Raw genomic sequence first — 17,582 nt, forward strand, 5'->3', positions numbered from 1 at the left:
GCACGCCAGGGAACGGCTATTGGGCATTAACCGCTCGTGAACCTGGATAGGCTTCGCTTACCAGGACAATGTCAGGTTCGCGGCAAAGTAACCCCTGTTTGCCCCTGATACTTGCCGTGACGATCGCGATAGGAAACGGAACAGACCTCATCAGACTCAAGGAATATCATTTGCGCCACCCCTTCATTGGCATAAATTTTGGCGGGTAGAGGGGTCGTATTGGAAAACTCCAGAGTGACATGCCCTTCCCATTCCGGCTCAAGCGGAGTGACGTTCACGATAATGCCACAGCGGGCATAAGTCGATTTACCAAGGCAGATCGTTAGAACATTGCGTGGAATACGGAAATACTCCACAGTCCTGGCTAAAGCAAAGGAATTGGGGGGGATAATACAAACATCGGATTTGACATCAACAAAACTGTTGGCGTCAAATGATTTGGGATCAACGATTGCTGAGTTAATGTTTGTAAAAATTTTAAACTCGTCCGCACAACGCACGTCATAGCCATAGCTGGAAACACCAAAGGAAATGATTCGGCCATTGCCGGTATCGCGTACCTGCTCCGACTGGAACGGGGAAATCATCCCGTGTTCCAGTGCCATTCTGGTAATCCATTGATCTGATTTAATTGACATAATTGCCTCGATTCTAAATTCTAAAACTACCTTCTACCATTCTCGCAGGATGGAAGCAAGCAGGAGATCAGGCGGCGCAAACCGACTGCGGCAACTCCTGCAGGAATGTTTTGGTCGTGGCGTCACCTTTCTCAAAGAAGCGATGCTTATTGTAGAGAGACTTTTCGGCTTCTTCTTCGATTTTGCCCTTCAAATTCAACTTTGGAGCACACTCTTCGCTGAATTCCTTTCTTTGTTTAGCCAGTTGACGCAGTTCCTTTTGAAAGGCATCAAGACCTTCTGTTTTTTCCTTAACTATTTTGGAATTAAAGGCGGAGCTGAAATGTTTTTTCTGGAAGTTATCCACTTTATAGAGCGTATGCTCAATTTCCCATTCTTCGGAAATCGCCTCAATAGGCTCTTGAAGGGGTTTTTCAGATTGCTCAGCTTTTCGCCCTGTTTGCTGATACCAGGCCTGTTTGAAAGTTAACACCTCGCGGGGATTCGTCTGATCATTCGGATTATTAAACTGGCTTGCCCCCCAGGCATAAAGCGTTGCCAGCAGAAATACAGGAGAAAGTAAAAATTTCAATATGACGGTAGGCGCATCGTCATTATCATGGCTATGTCCTCCTTTTGCACTCAGACGATCTTTTAAAGCGTGTTTTAATTTGAAATCATCATGCTTATGCTCATGGCTGCCGGGGAAGAAATAATGCCAGTCCTCACCCAATTCACTTATTGTACCCAAACCTGCAGACACGGTTTCCGGAATCCCGGGCACGCGATCTGAAGTGACGCCAATGCTAATCAAATGCCCCAAAAATAAAATCAGGCGAAGAGGGGCCAATAAAATATTAATGACCAGACGAAAGGGATTGATGATCTGTAGCCAGTTTTCTTTCTGACGCAGTTCAGCCCAGCCTTGCTTGACATCGTTTATAAATTCTCTAAACCAGGATTTCTTACTTTTCAGAGCGCCGTCGATAATTTCAAAGGTATTGCTGGTATTTTCCAGATTAAAAAACACTGCAGAAAGACCAGTGATAATGGGATTTATGATTCCCATTACGAATACGGGGATTTTACCCATCCATGCAAACAAAGGACGCGAGTTTTTAACCACTGTCCACCAGGTACCCGCTGTACAAATCGTTAAAGCAATGGCTAGACCGACCAGGAGCACGGAAGTCACTGCCAGAAACAGACTGCGCAAATTGACTTCCTTGACTAAATTGTCACGGATTTTGATATACCATTGGCGCAAGGTATCATTATTGATCATATCGGTGATGGCATTATAGGTGAGGAAACCGTAAGCAGCACCGGCAATGACAGCCATGGGGATAATAAAGGCCGGCAGCATGGAGAAAGGGATCGCCGCCAACAAAGGGATAGCCGCAAACTCACCTACCAGAAGATACGTGGTGCCCGCTCCCATGAAAAGACCGGCAAGAATACTGAATGCGCCAGCAAGACGGTAATACAGACGACGTCGTGTAAACAACTCCTGCACTTCATCCTGACCTCTGGTCTTCAACCATTGGCGAAGCTCCTGCTGATAGGGAGTGAGGTCCTCTTCCTCATCATTCTTGGCAAAGAGTTGCTCAGCAAACCATTTTTCCATATCACTGAGCTTTTTCTCAATCTTTTTCTTTTTGAGACGACCTGCTTCGTCTAAAGGATCCTCGCCCAAGGCATGAAGACGCTGCAGCATTTTTTTATAATCTCTGAAAAATTCCGGCCCGCCCTCAAGCTCCGCTCCTTCTTTAGGAAAGTTATTAAGTAAAAATTCCCTGGCCAGATGGCGTTCCAGATAATCACGTTTAAAACCCAGCTTACCAAGCGCGCCGGTGATATTCTGCATGTATATTTCGTATTCATAAGCAACAGAGAGAAAGAAGGCGCCGAAAGCCAGAGGAAGCACGGGCCAGAGAACAAACATTCCGCCAAAACTCAGGAAGCCGAGAATAAGGCTGGCTCCAACAGTCAACAGAAGGAGAAGCAGATAATAGGGTATTTTTTTTGATTTCATTTTTAGCCCGTGTTTACCATCCAAAAGAATTTGCAACTTTATAACAAATGAAAATGATTATCAATAAGGAAACGGGCAATTATGACACATATTGTTCTTTATAAGCGACTTTGATGGATTGAATTTATAAGGCAAGCTGTTGATTAATCTAGCATGCAAGCGAGTTTGGCCGCCTAGATGAATCCTTAGGAAAAATTTTGGATTACAATCTTGAAGTCATCATGTACTATCTGTAGACATCGTAAAGCATTTCTCAAACAGCCTGTTGTTGTACCTTCAGTTAAGACATGCTTTATGACGAATTAAGCCATTTATCAATTAAGGAGTAATGATGCGTTTGAATCAATGGATGACTTTTCTTTCCACTGGGTTAATGCTGATGACCAATCCTCTGGCAGCGCAAGGCCAGGCTCACATGGAACAAATACAAGTGCCGCAATGTCTTGCAGCAAAAATGCCTTCGCAATTTGAAATCCTTGCGGAGAACAACGAGTTTAAGATTATCAATCTGCCTTCTGACGAACTTCAAAGTATCAGCTTACTGGCTGACCAATTGAGTTGTGGTCGATTTGTCAATGTGAGCGGACAGCTGGCAGACAAGTCCGGCAACCCAAAAGCAGAGGCTGCTCATCAACTGCTGACAAAACCTGCCTTGAAGCAGAACACTCTCTTAAAAAGCGAGTTTAAAATCAAGCATCGTTCAGCGGTCATTGAAGCGCTTGAGCAGGTTAAATCCGAGAATATTTTAAAAACTCTCAAGCACCTGACTGATTATGAGAATCGTTCCGCGACCAAAAACACCGGAGTGCAGGCTGCCAAATGGCTTAAGTCAGAATTTCTGCAAATGGCAAAAGACGCCGGGCGCACCGATGTGGATGCCTATTTTGTCAAAACGGGCGTTTGGTATAAGCAGCCTTCTCTGGTTACGGTAATAAATAAAGACAGCCGTTCACCCGGAATAGTGATTGGTGCGCATATGGATACTCTTGATGGCCGTATGCCCGGAGCCGGCGATGACGGCAGCGGATCGTCAAGCGTCATGGAAATTGCCCGGGTGTTGTTGAACTCGCATCAGGAGTTTAACCGTCCGATCTATATCATCTGGTATGCTGCGGAAGAGCGCGGTCTGGTCGGCTCTCAGTATGTAGTCGAGCATTTTGAGCAGGAACATATTCCTGTGCTTGCCGCAGTTCAATTTGATATGACCGGTTTCCGTAATGATCGAAATGATCCTACCATGTGGGTTTTCCGCGATTACACCAATGATATGTTAACGGATTATCTGTCTGAGTTAATCAAGACGTATATTGGTGTTCCTGTGGCTGAATCAGAATGTGGATATGGCTGCAGCGATCATGCTTCATGGACAGCGGCCGGGGTTCCCGCAGCATTCCCTTGCGAAACTGATTTTGAGCACCATAATCAGAAAATTCACACCTCTGGTGATACAATGGATCGTCTGACTCCTGAACATATGGTTAACTTTGCCAAATTAGGCTTGGCTTTTGCTATTGAACTGGCAAGTGATTAAACTCAGTGGGATTGTTAAACCTTTCCACTTCGCTACATCCATCACTCCTTAGCAGGAGTGGTGGGTGGAGCGAGATTCTAAGCTTTACAAAACTGCTGTGATAAATCGTCCTCTGGAACATTAATGTTTCTATCAGTAAAATTATTAAAACGCACTATTTTCGGCAAGGGCTTCTGAACAAGAGCATTCTCACCAGTTTTTTTGTATTCCTGCTGTTTCCTTACCGTCAAATGTCCCTTTCCTCCCTGCCTTTGTAAAGGGGTTTTATAGACAAAGGGAAAATTCAGCGCATCTTCACCTTTAATTTCAAAATCAAATTTGGTCAGCATCTTGACCACCGAAAGCGCTTCGCCAAGGGCAAGCCGAAGACCGGGGCAACGTCGCCGGCCTGTTTTAAACGAGAGAAAGCTGCCTTCTTTTTCCTTCTGAGCAGGGTGTATGGATTGTGGCGTGTCGGTGAACAAGTGAGCGTTGTAATGATTTCCCTGATGGTCTACTGGCAGCCAGCGCTCAGGAAAGATATCTTTGGCGGTCACTACTTTTTTTCCAAGCAAGGCTTCAGCTTCTTCGGACAAATAAATATCGGGAAAATTACTGCTATCCTGATGGATTGCTTCAAGGGGCATTAGCAAAAGAGCACCTTGTGGAAGGGTGATTGACTGACCATACTGCTTAAGCTCAAGAGGCTCTTGCACCACTTCAGGGATCGCTGGGGCAGGAGGGAGTATACGCAACGCCTCCAATATGACGGCCTCGGTATAAGACAGTTTTTCTTCACCTCCCCATGTGGAAAGTTTGGAATGGTCAAAATCAGCGGCGGCTAATTCATGGCGAACCATTTTTAAAATCCTTGGATCCTGCAGCATAATTCTAAGCGTTGTGATTAGCAGGGTCGCAGTTGCATCAAAACCCAGCAGCGGGATAAACAGACTTTCATTAAGCGCATCAATGACCGCGGAAGATAAAGCACATGTATCCCCCTGGCATTTTGCGAATTCGATTAAGTTTGAGCAATCCCTCTCAGTTAAAGGACGTTTCGGATCAATCCCTCGACTTAGCAGCTCCTCCTCCAACGCTTTCTTATCGAGAACATGGGCGGTCATTAAACGATTTAGCCAGCTATCCGTTGCGCAGAGTTCCTCCTTAAGTTCTCCCTGCTGCAGAAGTAGACAACCAAAATTAAAAATCTTTTCCCGCAGGCTCCATAGCTGCATTTTCTCAGTATCGGAGACGGGCTCAATGTCAAACAAGCATCCCATCAGTTCCTGAGTTAAACTGGGGTGATAAAGTGTTTCAAACACATCAATACTTTTTTTACTAAAATAATTGTACAGCAGCACACGCCTTGACAGCGCGTCCATGACCTGGCCAAGTGTTTTTTTATTTGGATTCACATCAGCACTTTGCAATTCAAAAAACTCTTCAATCAAAGCCTCAAGCTCATAGCGATTTTCCTGATTTTTTCGATGAAGCAAGTCTTCATTCCGTCGTAAGATTGCTCCGCGCAAATTATCATGACCAGGCGTACCGTTTTTTGAAGACATCAGATTATTCGGACCCAAAATGTAATCAAGACGGTTAAACAAAGGAGTTTGGCCATATTTGCCCTGCAAGGCTCTATTATTATAAATCTGATGAATCAGAGCAGGTTTTGTGATGACATACACCCGTGAGAGATTGGGTAAGAGAAACAGACTGATGCCTTTATGGTTGGGCTGTAATGATTTTTTGCCCAAATCAACCACGAATTGCATAAAGGTTTCCTGTATTTTTTCTTTACTTAATTCACGTTTTTCCATGGACTGTAATTTTTCATTAAAAAGTGTGGCCGTTAATTTTAAGTAAGAGACAGGATGAGGGAAGGTTAGGAGGGAGTGAGTTATTCTTCGATAAATATAAGCCACTGTAAGCAGCATTAAACCTAAATATAAAATGAATTGCATAATAGTTTCCTGTTTTATTTGCGTACAGATGAAACAACATACAACGAGATAATCTGCAGGTTAAAGCTCGCCTAAGCACAACATTTAAACACAAGACTCGAATAATGTACAGGCATATTTTTTTGTCTCTCAAAATGCCACACCCTCTACTGACAATACCTATCGCTAAATAACGCATTGCCAGTTATTTTTTGAACCAAAAGTGCTATTCAGCCCTATCAGTGAGGAGGTTTATTTCCCTTGTTTACAGGCGGACAATGATATTCTGCAATGACCTCACCCTGGGCATCTACCGTTTGCAAAAGAACTGGAAACTTCCAAAGAGTATACAGATGCTTCAATACTTCCTGGGTGTTATCCCCCAAGGGCGAGCGGTTTTGCTGGATATAGCGCAATGTCAGGCTTCTGTTCCCTTCGACATCCACGGAGTAGACCTGAATATCAGGCTCCTGAAAACCGAGATTATACTGGCGAGATAGAGCCTCCCGGATTAACTGATAACCCTGCTCATCATGGATTGCTCCAACCATCAAATCGGGCTGGCGGTCATCGTCCACGATATGGAACAGTTTGAGATCCCGTATTAACTGCGGTGAAAGGTATTGGGCAATAAAACTTTCATCCTTGTAGTTACGCATGGCGGTATCGAGACTGCTTAGCCAATCCGTATTAGCGAGATATGGAAACCATTGCTTGTCTTCCGCAGTAGGATTCTCACAAATCCGTTTGATATCCTGCATCATGTTATAACCCAGAGTATAGGGGTTAATACCGCTAAAATAGGGACTGTTAAAGGAGGGCTGCATAATCACATTGGTATGGCTTTGCAAAATTTCCAGCATAAATTCATCAGTCACCAGATTTTCATCATAGAGCGCATTAATCAGGGTGTAATGCCAAAAACAGGCCCAACCTTCATTCATTACCTTGGTTTGTCCCTGCGGGTAAAAATATTGAGCGATTTTGCGTACTATCCGCACAATTTCCCGCTGCCAGGATTTCAAAAGGGGCGCATTTTTCTCAATAAAATACAGAATATTTTCCTGTGGATCTTCGGGAAAGCGTTTCTTTTGACCATTACTGTCCACCCGCTTGCTTTGCGGGATGGTTCGCCATAATTCATTGACCTGTGATTGCAAGTACATTTCGCGATTCTGCTGGCGAATTTTTTCTTCCTGTACCGACAGGATAGCGGGATGCTTGTAACGGTCAACACCATAATTCATTAATGAATGACAGGCATCAAGAATCGATTCGACTTCATCAATTCCATAACGCTCTTCACATTCACTGATATAATTACGGGCGAATACCAGATAATCGATAATCGCGTCGGCCGAAGTCCACATCTTGAAAAGGTAATTGCTTTTAAAAAAAGAATTGTGGCCATAGCAGGCATGGGCGATAACCAGGGCCTGCATCGCCATTGTATTTTCTTCCATCAGATAGGCAATACAGGGGTTGGAATTGATAACTAACTCATAGGCCAATCCCATTTGACCTCGCTTGTAACTTTTTTCAACACCGACAAAATGTTTTCCAAACGACCAGTGGTGATAACCAATCGGCATGCCCACCGAAGCATAGGCATCCATCATTTGCTCGGCGGTAATGACCTCAATCTGATTGGGATAGGTTTCCAGTTTGAAATCTTTGGCCAGCCGGCCTATTTCGCGATCATAGCTCTGGATTAAGTCGAAGGTCCACTCGGCCCCTTTTGACAGCGGCTCTTTTTTCATGCGGTCTTCCTTTTAAACAATTCACGAAATACTGGATAAATATCAGCGACATTATCGATATTTTCCATAGCGAAATTAGGATATAGCTCATGCACTTTCTGATAAACCTCCCAGAGGCTCTGATGGTGTCGGGGCATAATTTCAATATAGGCGAAATATTGCAGTAAAGGCATAATTTTTTCCTGCAACAATTCCTGACAGTATGGTGAATCGGCGTTCCAGTTATCGCCGTCAGAGGCCTGGGCCACATAAATATTCCAGGCAGATACCGGATAGCGCGCCTCAATAATAGTACTGAGTAACTCCAGTGCACTGGAGACTACTGTGCCTCCTGTCTCTCGCGAGTAAAAGAACTCCTCTTCATTAACTTCCTTGGCGGAAGTATGGTGACGTATAAACACCAGTTCAATTTTTTCATAATTCTTGGTCAGAAACAGATACAGTAGAATGAAGAATCGTTTGGCTATATCTTTTTTTGCTTCATCCATTGATCCGGAAACATCCATTACACAAAACATAACCGCCTGCGTTGAAGGGGCTGGAACCTTTACCCGATTGTTATAGCGCAAATCGATGGTGTCGATAAATGGAACCGCTTTGAGTTTTTTCTTTAGAAATTCAATTTCATGCTGCAATTCTAATATCTGAAACTTTTCGGCATCAGGATTTGCCTGCAGGCGCTCCATCTCTTCTTCCGCCTGCCGCAAACGTTTTTTATAAGAGCCGCCCAAGGCCATACGCCGGCCGGTAGCTTGCCGCATTGAACGGACAACATTGATATTGGTGGGAATACCGCTGCTGGTCACACCTGCTCGAATCGTTTTATAGGTCGTTAACTGCGCCAGTTCTTTTTTGATTAAATCAGGAAGCTCCAGATCTTCAAAATAGAGATCCAGGAACTCTTCACGAGATAACTGAAATACAAACTCATCTTCGCCTTCACCGCTGTCACTGGCCTGACTACCGCTGCCGCCGCTGCCGCCGCCATCGGGTCTTCGAATTCGATCACCGGCAATAAACTGATCATTGCCAGGCAAAACTCGTTCCACTCGCCCGCCTCTGCCACGGTGAAATTGCGGCTCAGAAATATCTTTTGCCGGGATGCTTATCATCTCGCCCTGATCAATCTCGGTGATACTGCGTTTTCCTACAGCATCAGAAACGGCACGTTTTATTTGGTTTTTATAACGTCTCAGAAAGCGCTGGCGATTGACTGTGCTCTTTTTGCCGGCATTCTGTCGTCGATCAATTAATTGCGACATACGCTCATCCTATTCAAAATACCAGTTTCCAAGCATTAGCTAAGCAAAAATCCTCTCTCCTTCAGGGAGAGAGTTAGAGAGAGGGATTTAAAAACAACCCTCACCCTGGCCCTCTCCCACCTTGGGAGAGGGGATTTTCTATAAAGTTAGCGCCATGCGTGCTGGTAAATGCACGCGCTATTGCGATTTCCTCACTCTTAAATACCATTCGCATAACAAGCGAACCTGTTTTCGGGTGTATCCTTTATCAACCATACGCGCGATAAACTCCTCATGCTTCTTCTTGTCATCTTCCGATGCCTTGGCATTGAAGGAAATAACCGGCAGTAAATCTTCCGTATTGGTAAACATTTTCTTTTCGATTACTGTTTTCAGTTTCTCATAGCTGTTCCAGATTGGATTTTTTCCATGATTATTCGCTCTGGCCCTTAATACGAAATTAACGACTTCATTACGGAAATCCTTGGGATTGGAAATGCCTGCTGGCTTTTCAATTTTTTCCAGTTCCATATTCAAAGAACTGCGATCAAAGATTTCACCCGTATCCGGATCACGATAATCCTGATCCTGGATCCAGAAATCAGCATAGGTAATATAACGATCGAAGATGTTTTGTCCGTATTCTGAATAGGATTCAAGATAGGCTGTTTGAATTTCCTTGCCAATAAACTCAACATATTTCGGGGTTAAATGCTCTTTGATAAACGTTAGATACTTCTCATGTTGCTCCTGGGGAAATTGCTCCTGCTCAATTTGTCTCTCCAGAATGTACAAGAGGTGAACCGGGTTGGCAGCCACTTCGCTGTGATCAAAATTAAATACTTTAGACAGAATTTTGAATGCAAACCGGGTTGAAATTCCACTCATACCCTCATCAACACCGGCAAAATCCCGATATTCCTGATAGGACTTGGCTTTAGGATCGGTATCTTTAAGACTTTCGCCGTTATAAACGCGCATCTTGGAGTAAATGCTGGAGTTTTGCGGTTCCTTCAGGCGAGTCAGGACGGAAAATTGGGCCAGCATATCCAGAGTTCCTGGTGCGCAAGGTGCATCGGTTAAAGAGCTATGATCAAGCAGTTTCTGGTAAATGCGTTTTTCCTCAGAGACCCTTAAGCAATAAGGGACTTTGACAATGTTAATCCGGTCGATGAAGGCTTCATTGTTTTTGTTGTTACGGAAAGTCTGCCACTCTGACTCATTGGAGTGAGCGAGAATTATGCCTTCAAAAGGAATCGCGGAAAGGCCTTCGGTCGCATTATAGTTACCTTCCTGAGTCGCAGTCAGCAAGGGGTGCAGCACTTTAATGGGTGCTTTGAACATTTCCACAAACTCGAGCAAACCACGGTGAGCCCGGCACAGACCGCCAGAGAAACTGTAAGCGTCCGGATCATCCTGAGAAAACTCCTCCAGCTTGCGAATATCAACCTTACCGACCAGAGAAGAAATATCCTGATTATTTTCATCACCCGGCTCGGTTTTGGCGATGGCAATCTGCTTTAGACGCGATGGCTTGACTTTAATAACCTTGAATTTACTGATGTCGCCATTGAACTCATGGAGACGCTTGACAGCCCAGGGAGACATCACATAGCGCAGATAACGGGCCGGGATGCCAAATTTCTCATAGAGCAGTTCCGCATCTTCCTGAGGATCAAATAAGGAAAGCGGTGACTCATAAACTGGAGAACCTTTGATAGCGTATATTGGCACCTTCTGCATTAAATCTTTCAGTTTTTCAGCCAGCGAGGATTTCCCGCCTCCCACAGGACCCAAAAGATAGAGTACCTGTTTGGTTTCTTCCAGGCCTTGAGCGGCATGCTTTAAAAATCCAACGATAAGCTCAATCGAGTCTTCCATGCCAAAAAATTCTTTGAACACAGGATACTGGTGGATAATTTTGTTAGAGAATATGCGTGACAGTACCGGATCATGTCGGGTGTCAATCACTTCGGGTTCCCCGATAGCCATTAACAGACGCTCTGCCGGGTTCGCATAGGCAGAGGGATCCTGACGGCATATCTCAAGATATTCGTCGAGTGTGAATTCCTCTTCTTTGTTATCCACATAGCGTTTGGTGTAACCAGCTAAAAAATCGTGCGTATTCATCACTTATCCCCTTTTACAGATCCCTACCGGGAAATCCGCGAGTCTTTCTCATTCTAATTTTGCATTTCGCTGGTAAAAGCGAGACACTATCTTCCTAAATTTAGTATAGGATCAAATAAGGCTTGCCGACTAGGTACTTTCGATAAAAAATTCCCAAAGAATCAAGCGACTGACCTTACTGACTTGTTATTGAAATGAAAATTATTTCTTAAAGGGAGAAAAGTTTATGTCCAGCACAACCATTTACCGTAAAAACTATCAGCCTCCCGTATTTTCTATCGAGAAAATCGATCTTGATTTTGATTTGTACGATGATCATGCAATGGTTGAAAATCACATGCGGCTGAAGCGTCAGGGGCTCGGAGCACTGCATTTAAACGGCGATGAACTCGAGTTAGTCAGTATAAAACTCAATAATATTCCCTTGAATGAGGGGGCTTATTATCGCAAAGACAATGATCTTGTTTTACCGGATTGTCCTGATGAGTTTGAGCTTACGATAGTAACCCGCATTCGCCCCCAGGATAACACTCAGTTATCCGGTCTATATCGCTCCAATCATCTCTTCTGTACCCAATGTGAAGCTGAAGGTTTTCGCCGCATTACCTTTTTTCCTGACAGACCTGATGTGTTAACCGTCTTCACCACACGCATAAAAGCGGACAAGGAAAAATATCCGGTTTTGCTATCCAATGGAAATCTCGTTGACTCTGGCGAATTGCCTGGCGGGCGTCACTGGGCGGTATGGCAGGATCCTTTTAAGAAACCGTCATACCTCTTTGCACTGGTTGCCGGACGTCTGGTGCATATCCAGGATGAATTTATTACGCGCTCCGGTAATAAAGTGGATTGCCGCATTTATGTTGAGCCAGGAAATGAAGACAAATGCCAGCACGCGATGAACTCCCTGAAAAATGCCATGACCTGGGATGAAGAAGTCTATGGACGGGAATATGACTTATCGATTTTTATGATTGTGGCCGTCAGTGATTTCAACATGGGGGCTATGGAAAATAAAGGATTAAATATTTTTAATTCCAAATACATTCTTGCCCGCCCGGAAACTGCGACCGATCAGGATTTTGCCGATGTGGAAGGGGTTGTCGGCCATGAGTATTTCCATAACTGGACTGGTAATCGCGTCACCTGCCGCGACTGGTTTCAATTGAGTTTAAAAGAAGGACTAACTGTTTTTCGCGATCAGGAATTTTCCCGTGATATGAACTCAAGAGACGTTAACCGCATCCTTGATGTGAAGATGCTGCGAACCACTCAGTTTCCGGAGGATGCCGGCAGCATGGCGCATCCTGTCCGCCCCAACTCCTATCAGGAAATTAATAATTTCTACACCGCGACTATTTACAATAAAGGGGCAGAAGTCATCCGGATGCAGCACACTATTCTCGGCAAAGAAGGATTTCGCCGCGGTATGGATTTGTATTTTGAACGCCATGACGGTCAGGCGGTAACCATTGATGATTTTGTCGCCGCAATGGAAGATGCCAATGGGGTTGATTTGACCCAATTCAAACTGTGGTACAGTCAGGCGGGAACACCCGAGATCGAAATTAAAAGCGCTTATAAGGATGGTGAGCTTAGCCTGCATATGAAACAGCACTGCCCGCCAACCCCTGAATGTGAGCAAAAGCAAGCCTTTCATATTCCCATTCGCATTGCCCTGTTTGATACACATGGAAAGGAACTGGAGATTGAACAGGACGTTTTGGAATTAAAAGAAGAGGAACAAACTTTCCGTATTCCCAATCTTCCAGAGAAACCTGTTGTCTCTTTATTGCGGGATTTCTCAGCACCAGTGAAATTAAAACGCGAAATCAATCGCCGTGAACTCTTGTCGTTACTTCGTTTTGAAACCGACGGCGTAGCCAAATGGGATGCGGCACAATGTCTTACTACAGATTGTATTGGCCAGTTTTTGAAACAGGACCCCTCTCAATGGCAAATACCCAACGATTTGGTCAATGCCTGTCAGCATGTCCTGCACGATAAATCGCTTGACCGAGCGCTTAAAGCGGAGCTGCTTACCCCCCCTGGGTTTGAGGAAATTATCACTAATTTTCATGACGTTGACGTTGATTTACTGGAAGCCGCGCGCGATGCCTATCGCAGTCAGCTAGGTAAAGCCCTGTTTGAATCACTGGTATCTGAATACTTAAGCTTATGGCAAAAAGAAAATCATACGATGAATGCGAGCTCTTACAGCCGCCGCAGGCTCCGTAATACCGTGCTCTGGTTTATGATGAAAGCAGAAGAAGAAACCAGCCTCACGCTTTGCCAGCAACAATATGCCGGCGCCAGAACAATGAGCGATCAGATTTCAAGTTTCGCCTTATTGGTTAACTCGCATAATCATGAAGCAAAACAGCAGGCCATTTCACGCTTTTATGAGCAATGGGCGAACAATGAGCTGGTCCTTGATAAATGGTTTGCTATCCAGGCCAGTTGCGAAGACAGAGATACCTTGCAGCATGTACGCAAGTTACTGAAACATCCAGCGTTTTCTATCAAAAATCCAAACAAGGTAAGAGCTTTAATCGGCAGCTTCTGTCAGGCGAATCCGAGGAATTTCCATGCTATGGATGGTCGCGGCTATGAATTTCTTACTGAAATGCTGCTGCAAATGGATCAAATTAATCCGCAAATCGCAGCCCGACTGGCTACGCCATTTACCCGCTGGCAGCAATACAATCTGCCACGGCAATCGATGATGCAAAATCAGCTGCATGAGCTTGCCAGGCATAAATTGTCGAATGATTTGAAGGAGCTGGTGACTAAGAGCATGGCTTAGCAGGTAGTAATGATCTGACCAAACTCACAGCACCTACGTTCCCCGCTTCATGCGGGGAATCCAGGCAATGCGTCTGGTTGGCAAACGCATTTTAAACTCACTACCATTTTTATGGATACCCCGCATAAAGCGGGGTACGCAGGATCTTACGCCGTGTCAAATCATCGATGGATTTCCGCCTGCGCGGAAATGACATAGCACTATTCCTCAGCCATTTGATCAGAAATACCAGGATTCTCCAGACTCAAAATACCGGTATTGAAATCATAGGCAAAAATCTCGGCATAGCGTCCCCAGTCAATCATTGTTTTTAAGACGCGCTCCGCTTCTTTCTCACTCAGATAATCTTCCAATTTGCTGAGGAACCGCTCTTCAGAAACCCGATGTCCGAATTTTTCGTCAAGAATACGCCGGATGTAACGCGCCAGAGGCACTTTATCCAGGAGACGGCGGGCAAATATCTTTTTCCTTTCCTGTAAATCTGCTTCCGAGTACTGTTTGCCAAGCTCAGTCAATTGGATATCGCCATCGGACACTTTGGCAAAGCCAAGGATTTCCAATGTTTCCAGCAAGGGGAACAAATCATCAATATTCATCATGAGCTCATCGGCCAGCTCAGGTAGATCAATTCGCTCTTCATAGGTTTGCAGGGTATCAATCAGACCTGAAAGTTCAGAGGGCTCCACATCAGGCAAACGATAACCCAGGCCAATCTGGCGTTCACGCTGCGCCCGCTTGGCTCGCTCTTTCGGCCCTGAAGTCATCAGACGATAGATTTTATCCACCAGCGCGCCAAACTCAGGCGTTTCCGGATCACGAGGCTGCTGCAGCTCTACCTGTAATTCAGCACGAATATAACCAGGATCGCTGCCAAAAATAATGATGCGATCAGCAAGCATGGCCGCCTCTTCAATATTATGAGTGACCAGTAAAATCCCATTGGTATTGGTTTTCTTTTCCTGCCATAACTCCAGCAAGTCAGACTTCAGATTTTCCGCGGTGAGCACGTCCAGAGCAGAAAAAGGCTCATCCATCAGCAGTACGTCAGGGTTGATCACCAGTGCGCGTGCGAAGCCCACCCGCTGCCGCATCCCCCCTGACAATTCTTTCGGGAAAGCCGACTCAAATCCGTCCAGCCCGATAATGTCAATCGCTTCAATGGCGCGGCGGCGACGTTCCTCCCGGCCAACACCCTGCGCTTCCAACCCGAGTTCCACATTTTCGAGAACGGTTAACCAGGGCATCAAGGCGAAAGACTGGAATACCATCGCAATGCCGGCCACAGGTTTGGTGACGGGCTGGCCACGGTAACTGACCTTGCCCGCACTGGGTGGAACCAGACCCGCGATAATCCGCAACAGGGTTGATTTACCAGAGCCTGATTTTCCCAGCAAGGCGACAATTTCACCTTCATGCAATTCAAAATTGACATCCTCCAGAACCAGTAAGTCCTGGTCTGACGCTTTTTTAAACGATTTACGACAATTTTCCAGACTAATTATAGTTTTTGACATTAAACAGTCTCAGTTAAAATTAAAACGATTCTCTGCAAGCCGATACAGAGGACGCCATATCAAATGATTAAAGGCCAGCACATAAAGGCACATCATTGAAGTTCCCAGGGCAATCCGAGGAAAATCCCCGGCAATTGTACTGGCATGAATATATTCACCCAGACCCGTCGCCTTTAAGGTAGTGCTGCCCCAGCTGACCCACTCAGCCACAATACTGGCGTTCCATGCGCCGCCGGCTGCGGTAATCGCACCGGTGATATAGAAAGGGAAAATACCTGGCAAGGCCAGACGCTTCCACCAAATCCAGCCCTTCAAACCGAAATTGTCGGCGGCCAGATATAAATCCCGAGGTATGGTTGAAGCACCCGCAATCACATTAAACAGAATATACCACTGGGTACCTAAAATCATGAGCGGAGTGACCCAGACTTCTACATTCAGCTGAAAGCGGACAATGGCTATCACAAATAAGGGATAAAATAAATTGGCGGGAAAGGCAGCTGCAAACTGAATAATTGGCTGAATTTTTTGTGCAATACGAGGCCTTAGACCGACCCAGACACCGACTGGAATCCAAATCACAGAGCTTAGCAGAATAAGAATAATCACCCGCGCTCCGGTGGCCGCTCCCAACAGAAAGGCATGCGTAATATCATGCAGCCGCAGTTTGGTCAGAATAAATTCAAGCAGCATCCAGCTGCAGGCAACAATAATCAGCAGCACCGACCCATTCCATAACCAGTCCAGTTTTTTTTGTCGCCGCGAATCAATTTCTCTTATCACTGATGGCCCGCGGGTCTTTAACCTGCGCGCATTGACAAAACGCTCTTTTACAGCAGAAAGCGGCTTCGCCATCCGTTTGATTAGCTGGCTGCTGCGAATCAAATCAATCAGCCAGGATTGATATTCCTCTTCATCCGGCGATTGTTCCACTTTAAATTTTTCAGACCAGGCAATTAAGGGTCGGAATAAAATTTGATCGTAGAGAAAGATCACAATCACCATCGTTAATATCGCATAGCCCACTGCGGCTAAATTCTGCTGTTCAATGGCCAAGGCAATATATGACCCGACCCCAGGGAGAAGAATATCCTGATGCGCGACCGAAATAGCCTCCGATAGCACCACAAAAAACCAGCTGGCCGACATCGATATCATCATATTCCAGAGCAGGCCAGACATGGAAAATGGCACTTCGACTTTCCAGAATCTTTGCCAGGACGATAATTGAAACATGGCCGCCGCTTCCTTCAAATCATGGGGCACTGTTTTCAATGATTGATAAAATCCAAAAGTGATATTCCAGACCTGAGCGGTAAAAATTACAAAAATCGACGCACATTCAGGACCCAGTAAACTATTGGGAAATAAATGGATAAATCCGGTTACTGTGATAGAAAGAAAGCTCAATACCGGAACAGATTGCAGAATATCAATCGCCGGCACAATCACTTGCTCCGCCCTTCTGTTTTTTGCAGCGGCAGCACCCACCACAAAAGTAAACAGGATGGATAAGGCAAGTGCGATAAACATACGCAATACGGTACGCAGCGCATAAAAAGGCAAATGAGAAGGAGCGAGGGAAATCGGTAAGGGATCACCTAATTGATAGGGGACCGCCATTTGCTGGCCTGCCCAGCCTAAGAAAAATAACAGCGAAAAGGTCAGGATTAATAACAATAAATCCCAGCGATTAACAAAGCGACCAACATTTTCGCGGTTGGCAAAGTAGAATCGGTTATTGCGCACCAAGCCACCCCTCTCATCAGTTTTATCTTATACGGATCTCGTTCATGGTCTTAGCGAACTCCACTTCAACCTATGTTCCGCACAGGCAAATCCATTTGATGGTCAAGCCATCATAAGAATGACGAGTCAGGATTTTTTTATCCTGTCCGCATTGAAAATGCAATTTTGTACAAGCTTGAGTTTTTTCAGGCTATACATTCAAATCTGAATAAAGATTTAATTTTATTGAATGAATCAGGTTAAATTCAACACCAGGTTCTTTACACTTTTTGCACAG

The 17,582-nt window shown here is 45.0% G+C and carries 10 protein-coding genes; 2 read left to right on the plus strand and 8 right to left on the minus strand.

Annotated features, from left to right (window positions below; translation table 11 throughout):
• Positions 1-71: 71 nt before the first annotated feature.
• Complete coding sequence (dcd, locus tag DYH61_RS13755; RefSeq protein ID WP_058507148.1) at positions 72-638, minus strand: dCTP deaminase; 567 nt, start codon at positions 636-638, stop codon at positions 72-74.
• A 67-nt stretch (positions 639-705) separates the two neighbouring features.
• Positions 706-2,652 (minus strand): hypothetical protein, encoded by a 1,947-nt coding sequence (locus DYH61_RS13760; RefSeq protein WP_058507147.1) that lies wholly within the window; start codon positions 2,650-2,652, stop codon positions 706-708.
• A 331-nt stretch (positions 2,653-2,983) separates the two neighbouring features.
• On the opposite strand from DYH61_RS13760, the gene lapA reads away from it, so the two are divergent.
• On the plus strand, positions 2,984-4,183 hold the full coding sequence (lapA, locus tag DYH61_RS13765) for an aminopeptidase LapA (protein WP_058507146.1): 1,200 nt from the start codon (positions 2,984-2,986) through the stop codon (positions 4,181-4,183).
• Between the two features lie 77 nt (positions 4,184-4,260).
• Here the strand turns inward: lapA and DYH61_RS13770 are convergent, their stop codons facing one another.
• The 4 genes from DYH61_RS13770 to DYH61_RS13785 all read right to left on the minus strand — a co-directional run bounded on the left by DYH61_RS13770 (position 4,261) and on the right by DYH61_RS13785 (position 11,236).
• Positions 4,261-6,126: a cytochrome P450 gene (locus tag DYH61_RS13770; protein WP_058507145.1), complete on the minus strand. Its 1,866-nt coding sequence runs from the start codon at positions 6,124-6,126 to the stop codon at positions 4,261-4,263.
• A 218-nt stretch (positions 6,127-6,344) separates the two neighbouring features.
• Positions 6,345-7,865 carry a SpoVR family protein gene (locus tag DYH61_RS13775; protein ID WP_058507144.1) on the minus strand — a complete coding sequence of 507 codons (1,521 nt, stop codon included), beginning with the start codon at positions 7,863-7,865 and terminating at the stop codon, positions 6,345-6,347.
• Positions 7,862-9,127: a YeaH/YhbH family protein gene (locus tag DYH61_RS13780; protein ID WP_058507143.1), complete on the minus strand. Its 1,266-nt coding sequence runs from the start codon at positions 9,125-9,127 to the stop codon at positions 7,862-7,864. Before DYH61_RS13780 ends, DYH61_RS13775 begins: the two co-directional genes overlap by 4 nt.
• A gap of 177 nt (positions 9,128-9,304) precedes the next feature.
• Positions 9,305-11,236, minus strand: coding sequence for a PrkA family serine protein kinase (locus DYH61_RS13785; RefSeq protein WP_058507142.1), 1,932 nt, complete (start codon positions 11,234-11,236; stop codon positions 9,305-9,307).
• Positions 11,237-11,462: 226 nt separating this feature from the next.
• Between DYH61_RS13785 and pepN the strand changes: the two genes are divergently transcribed.
• Complete coding sequence (pepN, locus tag DYH61_RS13790) at positions 11,463-14,042, plus strand: aminopeptidase N (RefSeq protein ID WP_058507141.1); 2,580 nt, start codon at positions 11,463-11,465, stop codon at positions 14,040-14,042.
• A gap of 200 nt (positions 14,043-14,242) precedes the next feature.
• On the opposite strand, the gene DYH61_RS13795 is transcribed toward pepN, so the two are convergent.
• Both DYH61_RS13795 and DYH61_RS13800 read right to left on the minus strand, forming a co-directional pair.
• Positions 14,243-15,556: an ABC transporter ATP-binding protein gene (locus tag DYH61_RS13795; protein WP_058507140.1), complete on the minus strand. Its 1,314-nt coding sequence runs from the start codon at positions 15,554-15,556 to the stop codon at positions 14,243-14,245.
• A 9-nt stretch (positions 15,557-15,565) separates the two neighbouring features.
• Positions 15,566-17,305: an ABC transporter permease gene (locus DYH61_RS13800; protein ID WP_083499184.1), complete on the minus strand. Its 1,740-nt coding sequence runs from the start codon at positions 17,303-17,305 to the stop codon at positions 15,566-15,568.
• Positions 17,306-17,582: the final 277 nt, after the last annotated feature.

The sequence above is a fragment of the Legionella quinlivanii genome, assembly GCF_900461555.1.
Classification (GTDB): Bacteria; Pseudomonadota; Gammaproteobacteria; order Legionellales; family Legionellaceae; genus Legionella_C; species Legionella_C quinlivanii.